The sequence below is a fragment of the Hymenobacter sp. BRD128 genome (assembly GCF_013256625.1).
Classification (GTDB): domain Bacteria; phylum Bacteroidota; class Bacteroidia; order Cytophagales; family Hymenobacteraceae; genus Hymenobacter.
Genome location: NZ_CP053908.1, coordinates 3,474,880 through 3,491,307 on the forward strand (window position 1 = coordinate 3,474,880; position 16,428 = coordinate 3,491,307).

The 16,428-nt window shown below is 61.2% G+C and carries 17 protein-coding genes; 8 read left to right on the forward strand and 9 right to left on the reverse strand.

Annotation, left to right across the window (positions count from 1 at the left end; all coding sequences use genetic code 11):
• Nucleotides 1–11: 11 nt before the first annotated feature.
• Nucleotides 12–401: a universal stress protein gene (locus GKZ68_RS15345; RefSeq protein ID WP_173116299.1), complete on the reverse strand. Its 390-nt coding sequence runs from the start codon at nt 399–401 to the stop codon at nt 12–14.
• Between the two features lie 86 nt (nt 402–487).
• Nucleotides 488–1,849 (reverse strand): TolC family protein, encoded by a 1,362-nt coding sequence (locus tag GKZ68_RS15350; RefSeq protein ID WP_173116301.1) that lies wholly within the window; start codon nt 1,847–1,849, stop codon nt 488–490.
• 187 nt (nt 1,850–2,036) lie between these two features.
• Here GKZ68_RS15350 and GKZ68_RS15355 point away from each other — a divergent pair, with 187 nt between their 5' ends.
• The 4 genes from GKZ68_RS15355 (at nt 2,037) to GKZ68_RS15370 (ending at nt 8,649) form a co-directional block, all read left to right on the forward strand.
• Nucleotides 2,037–4,211, forward strand: coding sequence for a sigma 54-interacting transcriptional regulator (locus GKZ68_RS15355; RefSeq protein WP_173116303.1), 2,175 nt, complete (start codon nt 2,037–2,039; stop codon nt 4,209–4,211).
• Between the two features lie 97 nt (nt 4,212–4,308).
• Nucleotides 4,309–5,709: a DNA repair protein RadA gene (gene radA, locus GKZ68_RS15360; RefSeq protein WP_173116305.1), complete on the forward strand. Its 1,401-nt coding sequence runs from the start codon at nt 4,309–4,311 to the stop codon at nt 5,707–5,709.
• A gap of 250 nt (nt 5,710–5,959) precedes the next feature.
• Nucleotides 5,960–7,531: a redoxin domain-containing protein gene (locus tag GKZ68_RS15365; RefSeq protein ID WP_173116307.1), complete on the forward strand. Its 1,572-nt coding sequence runs from the start codon at nt 5,960–5,962 to the stop codon at nt 7,529–7,531.
• 95 nt (nt 7,532–7,626) lie between these two features.
• Entirely contained in the window at nt 7,627–8,649 is a 1,023-nt protein-coding gene (locus tag GKZ68_RS15370; RefSeq protein ID WP_173116309.1) for an SPASM domain-containing protein, read from the forward strand.
• 24 nt (nt 8,650–8,673) lie between these two features.
• Here the strand turns inward: GKZ68_RS15370 and GKZ68_RS15375 are convergent, their stop codons facing one another.
• From GKZ68_RS15375 to rsmI, 6 genes are all read right to left on the reverse strand, one after another.
• Nucleotides 8,674–9,015 (reverse strand): hypothetical protein, encoded by a 342-nt coding sequence (locus GKZ68_RS15375; protein ID WP_173116312.1) that lies wholly within the window; start codon nt 9,013–9,015, stop codon nt 8,674–8,676.
• Between the two features lie 115 nt (nt 9,016–9,130).
• Nucleotides 9,131–9,322, reverse strand: a complete 192-nt coding sequence (locus tag GKZ68_RS15380; RefSeq protein ID WP_173116314.1) for a FeoB-associated Cys-rich membrane protein — start codon at nt 9,320–9,322, stop codon at nt 9,131–9,133.
• A 53-nt stretch (nt 9,323–9,375) separates the two neighbouring features.
• Nucleotides 9,376–10,422, reverse strand: a complete 1,047-nt coding sequence (locus tag GKZ68_RS15385) for a TlpA disulfide reductase family protein (protein ID WP_173116316.1) — start codon at nt 10,420–10,422, stop codon at nt 9,376–9,378.
• 27 nt (nt 10,423–10,449) lie between these two features.
• Entirely contained in the window at nt 10,450–11,268 is an 819-nt protein-coding gene (locus GKZ68_RS15390) for an inositol monophosphatase family protein (protein WP_173116318.1), read from the reverse strand.
• A gap of 143 nt (nt 11,269–11,411) precedes the next feature.
• A complete protein-coding gene (lnt, locus tag GKZ68_RS15395; RefSeq protein WP_173116320.1) occupies nt 11,412–13,079 on the reverse strand; it encodes an apolipoprotein N-acyltransferase in 1,668 nt (555 codons plus the stop codon).
• The gene (rsmI, locus tag GKZ68_RS15400; protein ID WP_173116322.1) at nt 13,063–13,842 is read right to left on the reverse strand and encodes a 16S rRNA (cytidine(1402)-2'-O)-methyltransferase; all 780 of its coding nucleotides are present in this window, start codon (nt 13,840–13,842) and stop codon (nt 13,063–13,065) included. The genes lnt and rsmI overlap by 17 nt, the downstream gene beginning before the upstream one ends.
• A 76-nt stretch (nt 13,843–13,918) precedes the next feature.
• On the opposite strand from rsmI, the gene GKZ68_RS15405 reads away from it, so the two are divergent.
• The 4 genes from GKZ68_RS15405 (at nt 13,919) to GKZ68_RS15420 (ending at nt 15,711) form a co-directional block, all read left to right on the forward strand.
• Nucleotides 13,919–14,440 (forward strand): hypothetical protein, encoded by a 522-nt coding sequence (locus GKZ68_RS15405; RefSeq protein WP_173116324.1) that lies wholly within the window; start codon nt 13,919–13,921, stop codon nt 14,438–14,440.
• Nucleotides 14,441–14,473: 33 nt separating this feature from the next.
• Nucleotides 14,474–14,647, forward strand: coding sequence for a hypothetical protein (locus GKZ68_RS15410; protein WP_173116326.1), 174 nt, complete (start codon nt 14,474–14,476; stop codon nt 14,645–14,647).
• A 52-nt stretch (nt 14,648–14,699) separates the two neighbouring features.
• The gene (locus GKZ68_RS15415; protein ID WP_173116328.1) at nt 14,700–14,912 is read left to right on the forward strand and encodes a hypothetical protein; all 213 of its coding nucleotides are present in this window, start codon (nt 14,700–14,702) and stop codon (nt 14,910–14,912) included.
• A gap of 91 nt (nt 14,913–15,003) precedes the next feature.
• Complete coding sequence (locus GKZ68_RS15420; protein WP_173116330.1) at nt 15,004–15,711, forward strand: metallophosphoesterase family protein; 708 nt, start codon at nt 15,004–15,006, stop codon at nt 15,709–15,711.
• On the opposite strand, the gene GKZ68_RS15425 is transcribed toward GKZ68_RS15420, so the two are convergent.
• Nucleotides 15,695–16,420: a hypothetical protein gene (locus GKZ68_RS15425; RefSeq protein ID WP_217275267.1), complete on the reverse strand. Its 726-nt coding sequence runs from the start codon at nt 16,418–16,420 to the stop codon at nt 15,695–15,697. The two genes, GKZ68_RS15420 and GKZ68_RS15425, sit on opposite strands and share 17 nt — an antisense overlap.
• Nucleotides 16,421–16,428: the final 8 nt, after the last annotated feature.

Consider the following 16,428-nt stretch of genomic DNA (forward strand, 5'->3'; position numbering starts at 1 on the left):
CGGCTAGGGGATTATTCTCTTACGAGTAAGGTGGGGCAGGGCGCGGTGCGCACCACCATTTCGGCGGTGTTACCCATCAGAAAGCGGCTGAGGCAGGTCTTGCCATGCGCCCCGATAACGATAAGGTCGGCGTGGTAGCGCTGGGCCTCGGCCAGGATGGTGGGGGCAGCCTCGCCGTGCGCCATGGTGGTATACACGCGGCTAGCCCCGGCGGCCTCGGCGGCGGCGCGGTGGGCAAACAGCTCCGCTTCCATCCCGGCCGGGGCGGGCACGGCGGGCTCCTGCACGTAGAGCAGGCGCAGCTCGGCCCCGGTGCCCACGGCCAGCGCGGCGGCATACGCCACCAGCGCCACCGAGGCAGCCGAGAAGTCAAGCGGACAGAGAATGGTGCTGAGAGTCATTTCGTAATGGTTAATTATCAATGGTTAGCGGTTAATTAAAAGCACTAGTCTTTTATTAACCATTGACCATTAACATTTATCATTAATTACTGCCAAATCTGCTCGCCGGTGGCGCGGCGCAGCTGGTACTGGCCGAGTGTGTAGTTGTACATGGCCTGGGCGCGGGCTAGCCGGGCCTGGGCAAGTTGGGTTTCGGCGTCGAGCACGTCGAGGTTCTGCCCCACGCCATACTGGTAGCGGCCCCGGGCCCGGTTGAGGGCGTCGGTGGCCTGGGCCACCTGCTGCACCGCGTTGTCGTAGCGCGCCCGGCTAAATTCCATGTTGTTCACGGCCTGGCGCACATCGGCCCGGATTTGCTCCTGCGTGTCCTGGGTACGGGCCTGGGTGGCGCGGTAGTTAGCGGCGGCCTCCACGCGCTGCTTCTTGTTCTTATTGCCATCGTAGATGGGCAGCGAAAGCTGCGCCACACCCACAGTATTAAAGCGTATAGTATTGATGTTTGGCAAGATGTAGCCATTTTTGCCGCCCACCTGCGCCCCTACGCCCAGGCTGGGCAGGTTGCTTTTCTCAATGAGCTTGGCCTGAAGCTCGGCGGTAGTTTCGGCATCTTTGGCTAGCTTCACCTCGGGGCGGTTTTCGGCCGCTTTAGCTAGCTCGGCGTCCAGGCTTACGGCCTGGGGGTCGTAGCTGAGGCGGCCCTTCACCGGCACGTCGGCCTGCTGGGGCTTGTGCAGCAGGCGGGCCAGCTGCACCTGCTGGTTGCGCAGCTGGTTTTGCAGGTCGAGCTTGGTATTCTGAGCCTGCGTGATACGCACGTCGGTGGTCGTCACGTCAAACTTGGTGCTTACGCCCGCATCCACGCGCTTCTGCATCTCATCGCGGTGCGCCACCAACGAGGCAATCTGCTGGTCCTGCACCCGGATACTTTCGCGCATAAACAGGATATTGTAGTACACCTGCGCCGCGCTGAAAGCCAGGTCGCGCCGGGCCACCACAATATTGTCCTGCGCCGTCTGCACCTGCGAGCGCGACAGATTGGTGGTCGCGTCACGCTTCCCAAAATCCAGCAGCTCGTACTGCGCCGTCAGGTGCGCGTCGAAGTTATTGTTGGGCGCAAACTGCAGCAGCTCCCCGTTAAAGGGCAGCTTCACCACCGGGTCGAGGCGGGTGTAGGTGACGGTACCCGTCACGAGCGGCAGAAAGCCCGCCTGCGTCTGAGTCAGGCGGCTACTGGCCGCGTTGGCTAGCTCGGTGAGGTTAGTAATACCGGGGTTGGCATCGAGCACGGCCTGCACCGTGCCGCCGAGTGTCAGCGAGTCGCTTACTAGCCCGATGGGCTGCGCCGCCGCCGGCACGCTGGGCAGGTTCTGGGCCAAGGCCGGCCGGGTAAGCAGGCCGCCCGCCAGCGTCAGCCCCGCAAAGCCGGCAAGTTGATATCTAGAAAACATAAGCCAAGTGGCGTAGTAGTGTGCCCTCAGCTTACCGAATGCCGTGCCAATTGGTTATTGTTGGGTTTATCTCTACTAACCCACTTGCTATCTGTTAATTAAAAAATAATCGGTACCCTCCTCAAAGAAAATAAACTTCATGGTCTTTTCAGGGTTTCCTTACATATCAGGAATTTCTCAAACCATTATGATGCCCACCGCTAACCAGGATGAAACCCTATTGCTTCATCTGAACGAGGCCATCGCCACCATTCGCGACAAAGACCAGCTTTTTCAGATTATTGCCCGCAAGCTGCGGCTGATTTTTCCGTTCGATATGATGGGCATTAGCATTTTTGATAAAGAGCTGCTTAATAAGCGTCTGTTTTTTAAAGATTACACAACCATCAACCCACCCGAACCTGTGCCAGCCAACGTGGGAGTTTTTACGCCCATCGCTGGCTCGCCGGTCGAGCTGCTGCTGCAAGACCCGCGCATTCAGCACATTGCGTTGCGCGAATACCTACGCCAGTACACTGATTTTGAGCCTTTTCAGCGGTTACTGCGCCAAGGCATTCAGTACATGACGATGGTGCCGATGTGGCTCAGCGGCCACCTCACCGGCTACCTCATCCTATCCACCATCCGTCCCCCAGCCTACTCGGCCGCCGATGAGCAACTGCTCGAAAAAATAACGTCGCTAGTAGCGGTAGCCGTGCGCAACTCGCTTGATTTTGAAGAAGTAGCGCGCCGTGAGCAGCAGCGCACGCTCCAGCTCAACGTAACCAATGCCTTGCTCAGCATCAAGCAGCGCGAGCCGCTGTTTCGGGCCATTGCTGAAGAGTTGGGCCAGGTAGTGCCGTTCGACTACTTCGGCATTCGGGTGCAGCGCGCGGGGCAGCGTGAGGCCTTCGAGGGTTTTGCCGAGTTTGCCCGGCCCGACGATGACCCTAGCGGCGCCCTGCTGGTGCTCGACCCCAACCGGCACAACCACCGCCACCCGCACGAAATAGTGGATATGTACCGGCAGATGAGCGCCTTACTGCAAGCAGCGGGCCTGTATAGCGGCGAAGATTTCCGGCAGCTGGCCGTGCGCTACCCCGCCATGCGCGCTGCCTACGACGAGCACCGGGTGCGGGCCATGCTCATCGTGCCCATCTGGCAGCGGCCCGATGGCGCGGCGGTGCTGCTGCTAGCCTCGCCCGCCCCCGACGGCTTCACCCCCGACGACCTGGCCACCGTGCAGGCCCTGGTGCCCCAGATTGCCCTGGCCCTCGAAAACCTGTTCGCTTTCGAGCAGATTGAAGAGCTCAAGGCCCAGGTAGAGCAAGAGCGCACGTATTTAATTGACGAAATCAACACCGACCGGCCCGCCGATGGGCTCGTGGGCACCAGTCCGGCCCTGCAGCAGGTGCGCCAGCGCATTGCCCAGGTAGCGGGTACTGACGCCACGGTGCTCATCACCGGCGAAACCGGCACCGGCAAAGAAGTAGTAGCGCGGGCACTGCACCAGGCTTCGCCCCGGCACGGCCGGGCGCTGGTTAAAATCAACTGCGCCGCCCTGCCCGCCCAGCTTATTGAGAGCGAATTGTTTGGCCACGAAAAAGGCGCCTACACCGGCGCCGTGGAGCGGCGCATCGGCAAGTTTGAGCTGGCCAATGGCGGCACTATTTTTTTGGATGAGGTGGGCGAGCTGCCCCTCGACCTGCAAGCCAAGCTGCTGCGCGTGCTGCAAGAAAAAGAATTTGAGCGCCTGGGTGGCAACCGCGTGCTCACGACCGATGCCCGCGTGCTGGCCGCCACCAACCGCGTGCTCGAAGACGAGGTGCGCGCCGGGCGCTTCCGGGCCGACCTGTACTACCGGCTCAATGTATTTCCGATTCAGCTGGTGCCGCTGCGCGAGCGGCCGCAGGATATTGCTCCGCTGGTGCAACACTACCTGGCTAGCCTCAGCAAGCGGCTGGCCCGGCCGCCGCGCGCCATTCGGCCCGCCGACATGGCCGCGCTGCTAGCCTACGCCTGGCCCGGTAACATTCGCGAGCTGGAGCATGTGCTGGAGCAGGCCATCATTGTCAGCCAGGGCCAGTGGCTGGAGTTTGGCGGCTTTGCGGCCGGGCCGGTGGCACAGGCACTGCCGCCCGGCCCCGGCTTGGCCATTGAGCTGCTGGCTAGCCCCGCCGCGGAGGTGCATTATGAGGCTGGCGAGGCGCCCATCAAAACCCTGCGCGAGCAGGAGCGCGACCATATTTTGGCGGCGCTGCGCCGCACGGGGGGGCGCGTGAGCGGCACGCAAGGCGCCGCTAGCTTACTGGATATCAACCCCAAGACTCTGGAGGCCCGCATGAAAAAGCTGGGTATCCGGCGCACGGTGGTGGCGGGCTAGCGCTGTTCAAATTCAGCTTCAGCAACTGGTGCAATGGCTGGCTGCCGCAACTTTTTTAGCGTCTTTCGCCTTATTTTTGCGAATTATTTTAGCAAAAATGGCGAAGGCAAGAACGGTTTTTTTCTGCCAGAACTGCGGGGCGCAGTCGGCAAAATGGATAGGGCGCTGCCCCTCGTGCGGCGAGTGGAACACCTATGTGGAGGAGGTGGTGCAGAAAGAAACCGCCGCCACGACCACCGGCCAGTGGAAACCCGCCAGCACGGTGCCGGGCGGCAACCTTCAAAAAGCCGCCAAGTCGCGCCCGCTGGCCGACATTCAGCACGAAGAAGAGCCGCGCATCATTACCCCCGACGGCGAGCTCAACCGCGTGCTCGGCGGCGGCCTGGTGCCGGGCTCGCTAGTGCTCATCGGTGGCGAGCCCGGCATCGGCAAAAGCACGCTGATGCTGCAAATCGCGCTAGCCCTTAAAAAGCTGAAAGTGCTGTACGTGAGCGGTGAGGAAAGCGAAGCCCAGATAAAAATGCGCGCCGAGCGGCTGGCCGACGGCCAGCACCCCGGCTGCTACATCCTCACCGAAACCAACACCCAGAATATCTTCCGGCAGATAGACCAGGTGCAGCCCAACATCGTGGTCATCGACTCTATCCAGACCATGCACTCGACGCTGGTGGAGAGCGGCGCCGGCTCGGTGAGCCAGGTGCGCGAGTGCACCGCCGAGCTGCTCAAATATGCCAAGGAAACCAGCGTGCCCGTGCTGCTCATCGGCCACATTACCAAAGATGGCAGCATCGCGGGGCCTAAAATATTGGAGCACATGGTGGATACGGTGCTGCAATTTGAGGGCGACCGCCACCTGAGCTACCGCATTCTGCGCACCATCAAAAACCGCTTTGGCAGCACCTCCGAGTTGGGTATTTACGAGATGCAGGGCACGGGCCTGCGCCAGGTGAGTAATCCTTCCGAAATCCTACTTTCGCAGCGCGCCGAAAGCCTGAGCGGCATGGCCATCGGGGCCACCCTGGAAGGCAACCGCCCGCTGCTGGTGGAGGTGCAGGCCCTCGTGACGCCCGCTACCTACGGCACCCCGCAGCGCAGCAGCACCGGCTTCGACGCCAAGCGCCTGCAAATGCTGCTGGCCGTGCTCGAAAAGCGCGCCGGCCTGCGGCTAGGCCAGCACGACGTGTTTCTCAATATCGCGGGTGGCCTGCGCCTCGACGACCCGGCGCTCGACGCGGCCGTGTGCGCGGCCGTAGTCAGCAGCCTCAACGATTTACCCATTCCCGGCGATGTGTGCCTGGCGGCCGAGGTGGGCCTCAGCGGCGAGATGCGCGCCGTGCCCCGCCTCGACCAGCGCCTGGCCGAGGCCGAGAAGCTGGGCTTCCGGGAAATGTACGTGTCGCAATTCAATGGTCGCAACCTGGCCGAGCAGGACCGCGCCGGGCTGCGCATTCAGGCTGTGAGCCGGCTCGATGAGGTGTTGAATGGGCTCTTTGGCTAGCCCAGACCGGCAGCAGAACGACCAGCCGGTAGGGCCAGAATTTTGCTGCATCTTTTGGCTGAATCAAATAGCTAATAGCACAATTTGAGGGCATTTTTTTTTTGCCCTCAAGTTGTGCTAAGTGAGTGCGTAACGTGCCTTATCTTCGGTGCCATAATTGACTTTTACCGAGAAGACAGCTAGGCACACGTATTATGCCTTTTTGTTTATTTAGCTTATCGAGACCCTCCGGCCTCCGTCCTGCTACTATATGAAACTAACATTTACGTGTCTTTTAACCTGGGTAGGAAGCTGGGCGTTGGTAGCGGCGGCGCAGGCACAGGCGCCCGCGAGCCGGCCCGCCGAGGCAGGCGGCACCGCAGTGCTAACGGGCCGCGTGGCCAACCCTACGAACGATACCATCGCCGTATCTATTCACGACAGCCCGTTCGACAGCAAGGAGCGTATCAGCTATGCCCGTCTGAATGAGAAAGGTGAGTTTCGACTCAGCGTCCCGGTAGCGGGCTCTACCAAGGCCGATTTGGTGTATGGTGACGCAGTAGCCGACTTGTACCTGGACCCTGGCACCGACCTCGATGTGCGCTTTAAGGCCGAGGACTTGCCCGGCACGGTGAAATTCAAGGCCAATGACGTGCCGACCGGCTTTGCCACGCGCATTCGCAACAGCGCTAACCTAACCGACGCGCAGCGCCACCGCCAGCAGATGGCCAATGCCAATTCTTACCTGGCCGAGTTTGACGAGCAGTTTGTATCGAACGATGGCTTTCAGGTGTTGCCCGACAACATTCAATTGTACGAAGCCCCGTTCGTCTCCTTCCTCGACTACCGCATTAAGCACGAGCGAAACTTCCTGGAAGACCGCGCTGCCCGGCAGTCTTTCACCATAGATTTTTATAACTATGCCAAGGCGGAGATTACTTATTCCAACGCCAATGACCGCCTGACTTTTCCCGATTTGCGCGAGCAGGTAGTGAGCACCGAGGGCCGCATGACTATGACGCCCGGCTACTTCGACTACCTGCGCGACCCCAACCTGCTGAACGACCAGACGGCCGTCGGCAACGAGCAGTTCCAAGAGTTTTTGCTCAACTATGTGCATTACATGGCCGCGCAGCAGAAGCACCTGCGCACCGACCCCGACTTTTACCCGTTTTGCTACGCCTTGGCCAGCAAGCGCCTCAACGGCCAGATGAAGCTGCTGACGCTGGGCCGCATCCTGCAAGAATCTTTTCGTTTTGGGCACGTGCGGCAGTCGGCCGCCATGCTGGCCGATTTTCGCGCGCTCGATACCCGCAAGCGTTACGTCGCAGCGCTCGACAACGATTTTACCAAGCATAAGGCCTTGGCCATCGGTGCGCAGGCGCCTGACTTCAAATTGCTATCCGCTACCGGCGACTCAGTGCGCCTGAGCAGCTTCCAGGGCAAGCTGGTTTATTTGAATTTCTGGAAAACAACCAACGGCCTGTGTCTTCGCGACTTAGCTTACGCCCAGGACCTAGCCAAGCGCTTCGAGGGCAAAAATATCGTGTTCGTAAACGTAGCGCTTGATGAGATGGAGCTGCCCTGGCGCCAGCTCGTGACCATAAAGAAACTGCCCGGTGTGCACGTGCGCGCCCTAGGCGGCCTGCGCTCGGAGGTAGCCAAAGCCTATAATCTGCAAGAAGTGCCGACCTACATTTTGCTCGGCGAAGATGGTACTATCCTCAACCCCAAGCCCAAGCGCCTGAGCAGCCGCGCCGCCGTGGATGAGATAAACCAGTCGTTTGGCCGGGCCGGCGTGTACAGCGCCGCCGTGGCGCAGCTGCCCAACACGGCCAAGTAGCCCGCCCGCCGAGGCTAGCCGCGGGGCAGTGGCCAAAACTTCCGGGCCGCATTGCGTGTCTGTTGGGCTAGCCGGCTGGTGCCGACCTTTGCCTTATGCGCTCTACTCTCCGCGACGCCGTTTCTTTTTTGCGCAAGGCCACTCCTGCCCGCGTGCTCAACGGCAGCCAGGTAGTGGCTTCCTACGTGCTGAGCCGCCTCACGGGGCGCGCCCGCGCCTGGGGCCTGCCGGTGGCATTGGCCTTTGAGCCTACTACGAGCTGCAACCTGCGCTGCCCCGAGTGCCCGAGTGGCCTGCGCTCATTTACGCGGCCCACGGGCATGCTGCCGGCCGAGCTGTTCAAGAAAACGATGGATGAGGTGGCTAGCCGGCTGTGGTACCTCATTTTTTATTTCCAGGGCGAGCCGTACCTGCACCCGCAATTTCTTGACTTAGTAGAATATGCCAGCAAAAAAGGCCTCTACACGGCTACCAGCACCAATGCCCACTTTCTTACCGATGACAACGCCCGCCGCACGGTAGAGAGTGGCCTCGACCGCCTCATTATCTCGCTCGACGGCACCACGCAGGAGGTGTACCAGCAGTACCGCGTGGGCGGCAAGCTGGAAAAAGTACTGGCCGGCACCCGCAACGTAGTGAAGTGGCGTAAACAACTCAATAGCAGCACACCGCGCATTATCTTTCAATTTTTGGTAGTGCGGCCTAATGAGCACCAGATTGAAGATGCCCGGGCGCTAGCCCAGGCGATGGGCGTGGACGATGTGTGGTTTAAAACCGCTCAGATTTATGATTACCAGCAGGGCTCACCGCTAATTCCGACCATCGATTATTACTCACGCTACGCGAATAATGGCAACGGCACGTTCAGCCTCAAAAACAAACTCGTGAACGGCTGCTGGAAGATGTGGCACTCGTGCGTGGTCACCTGGGACGGCAAAGTAGTGCCCTGCTGTTTCGACAAAGATGCCGAATACCGGCTCGGCGACCGCCAGCACGAAAGCTTCCGTGCCCTCTGGCACGGCCAGAAATACCAGGGCTTCCGCCAGGCGCTGCTCAAGGGCCGCGACCAGATTGAGATGTGCCGCAACTGCACCGAAGGCACCAAGGTATGGGGCTAGCGCCGGCCGCAGATTAGCTGCGAGCTATTTCTTGCCTTTCATCAGGTTTTTGCCCAGCGACTCTATTTGCAGGATGAACTGGTCGACGTCCCCGTTGGCGTAGGCGCCGTAGGCCGACGAGATAGTACCCTTGGCCCCATCGGCAGTTTCAACGGCGTAGAGGATGGCGGCATCGTCGGGATTGCTTTCGCCCTCAAAGCGGAAATAATCGACGATGGTCGCTTCTTCGGGGCTAAAAGTGCGGGCGCTGTCGTTGTCCATCGTGGTCAGGCGGCCGTCCTTCACGGTAAAATCGTGGGTGTAGCCCTGGCTTTTGAGCTTCTTTTCGACGGTCGTCATCGAAGTCATTTCTTCTTTATCCTGCATGGCAATAGGTATTTCAAATGGCAAAATATGAGGCTGGCCTGAAGCAGGCCGCCCCGGCTATACGGAGCCGGGGCGGTCGGGGGTTAATAGCAGATACAGTTTTTGCATGGGCAAGCTAGCGGGCCACCGAGCGCGCCTCAATGGTGCGTTGCAAAGCCTCCACATCAAGCGCGGCGCCGCAGGCACCACCGCAGCCTTTGGCGCAACCGGCCTGGCCTTTGGCGGCGAAGGCTAGCCACAAGCGCCGGCCCATATAGAAAAGCGCAGCGGCGAAAAGAGCAAGGATAATGAGCAGTTGAACGTCCATGATACAAGCAAAACGGCGTAGACGGGCGGAAAGTTTGCCGGAGCACTGCGCGCTTACAAGCGGCCCAGGGTCGCCAGCTTCTGCGTGATTTCGTCTACGTCGCTGGTGCGTGCTACCAGCTTGCCCTGGGGGTCGAGCAGTAGGTAGGTGGGAAAGGAATTGATATTATAACCGATGATAACGGGACCATCTGTGCCTTGAAGCTCTGAGAGCTGTAGGCCCGGCACCTGGTGCTGTCGGATGGCCTTTTTCCATAGCGGCGCGCTATTAGGGCCTTCCAGCGCAACACCGATAATAGTCAGTTTGTCGGCGTACTGCTGGTGCAGGGTCTTAACCTTCGGCATAGCCTCTAGGCACGGATGGCACCAGTGCCCCCAAAAATCAAGCAGCACATATTTGCCGCGATAGGTAGCCAGCGAATGCTGGACGCCCGCCGTATCGGCCATGCTGAAAGTAGTCACTGCCTTGCCCAAAGTAGGCTGGTTGCGGAGAATAGCAACGCGCTCGGCAGCCCGCTGCCCGTACCAGCTTTGGCGCACGGCGGGCGTCAGGCACTGCAGCAGCCTTTCATATTCGGCCCCCGGGTAATTAAGCTGCATCTTCGTTTGCTGGTAGAGCTGGTAAGCGCTGGTACGGGCCGCCAGGTGCGCCTTAATAAACTGACGGGCAGCCTGCGCTTGTTGCGGCTGGTCATCGGCTGTCGGCTTAAGTGATTTGCCGTAGTCCTTCCAGCCCACGGTGTGGTTATATGCGCTCAGCACGTTGTTCTCGGGCGTGCCAGTGGCATCGAGCCGATTTAGCTGGTGCGCCGTGCCTCGCACATGCACGGTGCCCGGCTCTACCCAGAACCATTGAGATTCAAAACTCCCCCCCGCATTACGAAATATGATATTGCCCATGCCGTCGTCGGTCGCGGGGATGGCCTGCGCAAAATGGCCATTCACCACCCGTAGCGTATCGGTGTAATCTTTACCTTGGCGGGTGTAGTGATACTCGGCCGTGCGGGTGCCCATGCCGGTAATGTCGCCGATGAGCTGGATTTGGGCACAAGCAGGGCTAGCCAGTAGCGCAGCTAAGGCCAGGGGTAGCAGGGTTTTCATAAGGCGCGGAATTAAGAGCGCCCTAAGCTACGACTTATAGCTTTCCTTCCAATGCTGCTTCAGCACGGCCTGCATCTGGTCGTGCACGTGGCCGTTGGTGGCCAGGGTTTCGCGGTTGAAAACGGGGTCGCCGTCGGCTAGCCACTGCGTGACGCGGCCGCCCGCCTCGCGCACCAGCAGAATGCCCGCCGCCACGTCGTAGGCATTGATGTTGAATTCGAAGTAGCTGTCGAAGCGCCCGCAGGCCACGTAGGCCAGGTCGGTAGCCGCCGAGCCCCAGCGCCGGATGCCACGCGAGTGCTGCGCATACTCGGCCAGGATGGCCAGGTAGGCATCCATATGGTCAAACTTGTAGAACGGCAGGCCGGTGGCAATGAGTGTATCATCCATCTGCGTGGCTGAGCTTACGTGGATAGGCTGGTCGTTCAAAAACGCGCCGTGGCCCTGCGCGCCGCGGAAGCACTCGTCGCGGCTCACCTCGTACACCACACCCAGTACCGGCTCGTTGCCCCTGGCTAGGGCCACGCTCACGGCAAAGCACGGCAGGCCGTGAATGAAGTTGGTGGTGCCGTCGAGCGGGTCGATTATCCAGCGGTAGGCTACGCTAGCATCGGAATTAGCCACGGTGCCTTCTTCGGTCACGAAGCCGGCCTCGGGAAATAGGTTCTGCAGGCCTTCGACCAGCATTTTTTCTGATTCCTTATCGACGTAGGAAACCAAGTCGTGCAGGCCCTTGGTCACAATTTTTGATTGGTCGAAGCTACTCACTTGCTGGCGGATGAAAGCGCCGGCCTGGCGGCAGAGGCCAGCGACGGAGTAGGAAAGCTGAAGAAGGTCGGGGGTCATCGATTTTCTTATTTATGATATACTACCTTAAAAATTCCTTGTCAGGCTGACGAAGGAAACGTCTTGCCAGCGCCGTTGAGTGAAGCGGCCAAAATGCTTCCTTCGTCAGCCCGACGGACAGTTTTTGGCACGTCAGACAACAGCTAGGCCAGCATTTTCTTGCGGCGCAGCGCCGCCACGAGCACCAGCCCGATTATCCCGAGCACGGCCAGCACCTGCGCGCCGCGCCCAATGAGCTCGCCGTAGCGCACGTAAAACGTTTCTTCGCTATTGAGGTGCACGGTGGCGCGGCTGCTAGCCCCCACCCACCAGCCGGTGCGGTGCGAAATGGTACCGCGCTGGTCGATGAAGGCCGAGATGCCGGTATTGGCCGAGCGGGCGAGGTCGCGGCGGGTCTCGATGCAGCGCAGGGCGCCGTAGGCCAGGTGCTGCCGAAAGCCCGGCGAGTCGCTCCACCAGCCGTCGTTGGTGATGAGGCCCAGCAGGGTGGCGCCGTTGTGCACGTATTCGGCCACAAAGTCGCCGTAGATGCTTTCGTAGCAGATGAGCGGAGCTAGCCGCAGGCCGGGCGTAGCGGGCGGCGCCGGAAATACCGTGCGCTCATCCTGCGAGCCGTAGGAGCCAACGATACCGCCGAGGTCGATATTCTTGAGCACGCTGCTGAGAGCCGGCGGAATTTTTTCCACCCCTGGCACCAGCTTGCTTTTGTGGTAGAACTGCGGCGCCGCAGTAGCATCAGCAAAAAAAGCCGCCGCGTTGAAAATGTCGTAGTAGCCCACGTCGTCGCGATGCCGGGCCGTGGGCGAGGCATGGGCCGCGTCGGGATACGTGCTGAGGCTCGTGACGCCCACCAGCAAACTCAGGCCCGGATGCCGGGCCAGCAGCTCCTGCCGTATGCGCGCCACCTGCGGCGTTTGAGCGAAGGTAGTTTCGAAGAGTGGCTCTTCCAGCGAGGTTTCGGGCCACAGCACCAGCCGCGTTTGCGGGGTAATGCTAGCCTCGGTGCGCTGGAGCATGCGTGTCAACTGTTCATTATAGGGAATAAAGCGGGGATTTTCGGGAAACTTCTCGTTGTAGGGGTCCACGTTAGGCTGCACCACCACGACCTCAATACCAGGGCCTTTTTCCTGAAATCCGTGGTTGATAATAGAAGAAACCGTACTCGGCAGCCAGATGGCCGCCAGCGGTAGCGACCAGCGCCAACGACGCGGCCCATTGAGAGCCCACAATGGCACGCCGCCCGTTCCGAACCACGCCCAGAATATCAGCACATTCACCCCCAGCACCCACAGCGAGCCGCCCAAGAAGCCGGTGTACTCGTACCACTGCACCCAGCTCGTGGCGCTGGCAAAGCCGTTGCCCAGCGTGAGCCAGGGCCACGACAAGTCCCAGTGCAGGTGCAATTGCTCGAAGGCTATCCAATAGACGGGCAACGAGAGGTAACCGACTGTATTCCCGAACCGCTCCTTGGTGCGCCGAAACGCCAGCAGCGGCAGGCACATGAGCGCGGCATTGAGCACCACGGCGGCGATGCCGCCGCCCAGCGTGCTGTAGCTTACCCACCAGGTGGTGAAGGCGTTCCAGAGAAACAAAAAGAAATACGTATTGGCAAACACGCGCCCACGCCGGGCACCCTGCGCCGTGAGCACCTGCTCTAGCCGCAGGTAGGGCACGAAGCCTACGAACAACAGCAGCGCCAGCGGTGCGGGGTGCACCGGCCAGGCCGCCCACAGCAGCCCGGCGCCCAGCAGGGCCAGCAGCGGCGGCGACTGCCCCAGGCGGGCTAGCGGGCCGCTAGGCGTCGGGGTCATCGTCGGCGTCGCCATCATCGTCGGGGTGGTCGTCGTCGCGGTCGTCGCGGGAGTGGTATTTGCTGCGCTCACTGCGTTCTTGTTTAGCACCTTCTACTACCAGTACAATTTCGCCCTTAATGGCCGGGCGGGCGCCCAGCGTAGCGGCCAGCTCGCCGAGCGGGGCGGTGAGGGTTTCCTCAAATAGCTTGGTTAATTCGCGGCTGACGCTGGCCGGGCGCTCGGAGCCGAATACCTCGGCAAGCTGCGTGAGCGTCTTGACAATGCGGTGCGGCGACTCGTAAAAAATTAGCGTCCGGGTTTCGCGGGCCAGCTCTTGCAGGCGGGTCTGGCGGCCTTTCTTGGCGGGCAGAAAGCCTTCAAAGGCAAACCGCTCGGCGCCGAAGCCCGATTTCAGCAAGGCCGGCACCAGGGCTGTGGGGCCGGGCAGGCACTCCACCGCTAGCCCCCTGGCCAGGCACTCGCGCACCAGCAGGAAGCCGGGGTCGGAGATGCCGGGCGTGCCGGCGTCGCTCACCAGGGCCATGCGCTCGCCCTTGGCCAGGCGCTCCAGCAGGTGGGGCACCTGCTTGTGCTCGTTGTGCAAATGGTAGGCTAGCAGGGGCTTCTTCAGCTCCAAGTGCTGCAGTAGGCGGCCGCTGGTGCGGGTGTCTTCGCAGAGCACCAGGTCTACTTCGCGTAGCGTGCGAATGGCCCGCAGCGTAATGTCTTCGAGGTTGCCGATGGGCGTGGGCACAAGGGTCAGGGCAGCGGCTTCGGGCATGGCGGCAAAGGTACGGTAAACCCAAACGGGCAAACCTAAGTAAACCCCTCTACCAATTGCTTAGCTTTCCCTCCCTATGTCAGTCGACCCGAACAATCGTCCCATCCGCGTCATCAACGACGATACTACCGAAGAAGAATTTGCCGCTGGCCTGCGCATTCCCAACGCCGACCCGCCCAAGAATGAGAAGGCGCGCGGTGGCTTCGGCAACCGTGATGGCAAGGAAGGCTTTGGCACCGATAGCAGCGAGGGCATCACGGCCGTGGCCATGAATGCGCCCACCGACAGCCCCGACGACAAGCAGCCCGGCGACAACATGCGCACGGCCGGCGAGGGTGCCGACCAGCGCCGCGACCAGGACCTGCCCAGCCCCGACGACGAGCGCGATGAGGATGGCAACCGCCCCAAGCGTGGCCCCGTCGATGAGCTCGAAGCCGACGACCTGCGCAAAGGCCCCGACGAAATGGAGGACCGCAACTCGCACGTGGGCATGGGCCAGATGGCGCCCAAGCCCCAAAAACCCGTGACGGGCACCGATACCAACGCCGAGCTCACCGACCCCGGCGCCAAGGATTCGGCTATTGACCAAGGCTTTTAAATCAAACTTTTCAACTTATACCCTAGCAAAATCATGGCAGACCATAAAGCAAATAAGCAAGGCGAATCGCACCAGGGTGGCCCCAACGTGGCCAAAAAAGCCGCCGGCACTGGCGAAGACAACGACGCTGAGCGCGACGAAAAAACGGAAAAGCGCTTGCAGCAGGATGCGCAGGACGCGCCCGTGACGCACCCCAACCGCCACTAGTCGCTTAGCTGGGCTAGCGCTGCTTTTTACCTCACTGCTCATTCCTTTTCCCATGTCAACCCACCACACGGAGCGCAATAAAGACTCGCAGACCAACAAGAACGAAGCGGGCCTGCCCGAGCATCCCAAAGCCGATGCCCTGCCGGCTGGCAACCTCGATGAGGCGACTGAAGAGCGCCTCGAAGACGAGGCCCAGGACGCCGGCACCACACACCCCAACCGCGGCCACAACAAGCCCGACAACGGCAAAGGCAGCTACGCCTAGCCCCACTTTTCCTGCCGAAAACAACTGAAAGCCCCGTGCCTTTGGCCGGGGTTTTTTCGTAGGCTAGCCAGTTTACTTATTTCGATGTTTTATGCCCCGTCGCTTTGCCGCCACCGACCTGCACGGCTGCCTGCGCACTTTCCGCTACCTCGTGGAGCAGGAACTGCGCCTGCGCCCCGCCGACCACCTGTATCTGCTGGGCGACTATGTGAACAAAGGCCCCGACAGCCGGGGCGTGCTCGACTACCTGATGCAGCTGCAGGATTTTGGCTACCAGGTATACTGCCTGCGCGGCAACCACGAACACGAGCTGCTGGCCACCATCCACGGCACGCCCAATGCCAATGACATGTGGAAGCTGGCCGCCGAGCGTGCGATGACCCTAGCCAGCTTTGGCGTGACGCGGGCGGCGGCTATTCCGGCGCAGTATGCGCAGTGGATGGCTAGCCTGCCCCTGACGCTGGAACTGCCTGACTTTGTGCTGGTGCACGCCGGCTTCGACTTTGCCCTGCCGCCCGCTGAGATGCAGCAGGATACGCACAGCATGCTTTACAGCCGCGACTTCGTATTTGACCCTTCACGGCTGGGTGGGCGGCGCTTGCTACACGGCCACGTGCCCACGCCCGCGGCGGAAATAAAGGAAAAGGTGGCTGCCCGCGCCGGGGCTATTGGCCTGGACGCCGGCTGCGCCTTTCTCCAAAACCCCGAGCTGCGCCACCTGGCCGCCCTCAACCTCGATAGCTGGGAGCTGCACCTGGTCGAAAACCGCGAAGACCCCTACCCTATTGCCAGGCGCTGAGCTCCCTACCCGCCGCGGCTGCCGGCCGTGGCGGGTAGGGAGCCACCAGCAGATGCTGCAGGGCCGCCACGTGCGCGAGCAGCACAAGCGGCACGACTACGGCGGGCAGCCAGTTGAACGGAAAATACAGCAGGCCAACATTAGGCTGCTCAAAGGCGAAGCGCTGCACCGGCGAAGGCACCGACAACACGGCCGTCACCACGATATTCAGCAGCAGGCCCAGCCCCAGGATATTCCAGCCCAGCAGCGCCCGGCGGCCGATGCGCTGGCGGCGCACCAGGTAGTATACCAGCGGCGCGCTCAGGCCCATCAGAATATCCCAGTTGCGGCCCTCAAACGTCATCAGGCGCGGCACCGCGCCGTGCACGTACAATCTGTACAGCACCAGCTCGACGGGGAGCCGCACCACGTGCAGCAGCGTCAGCACTTCGAGGCGCAGGTCGGCGAGGTAGGCGCGGCCCCGCGCCGTGGCCAGGCTAGCCAGCAGCAGCAGCACGGGCGGCCCGAGCGCGAAGGCTAGCCGGGGCGGCAGGCCCGTGGTTACGGTATAAAACCCACTCAGCGCGAGGGCGCTTTGCACCAGCAGCCACCCCGCCAGCACCAGGAGCGTGCGCCCCGACCGCTGCGCCGCGTAATAAAGCAGTGCTACCGCGAGGAGGGTGGTGAGGCCAAAGGCCACAGCGAGCGAAAGCGGAATGGTCGGGAGCATAAGCAAGG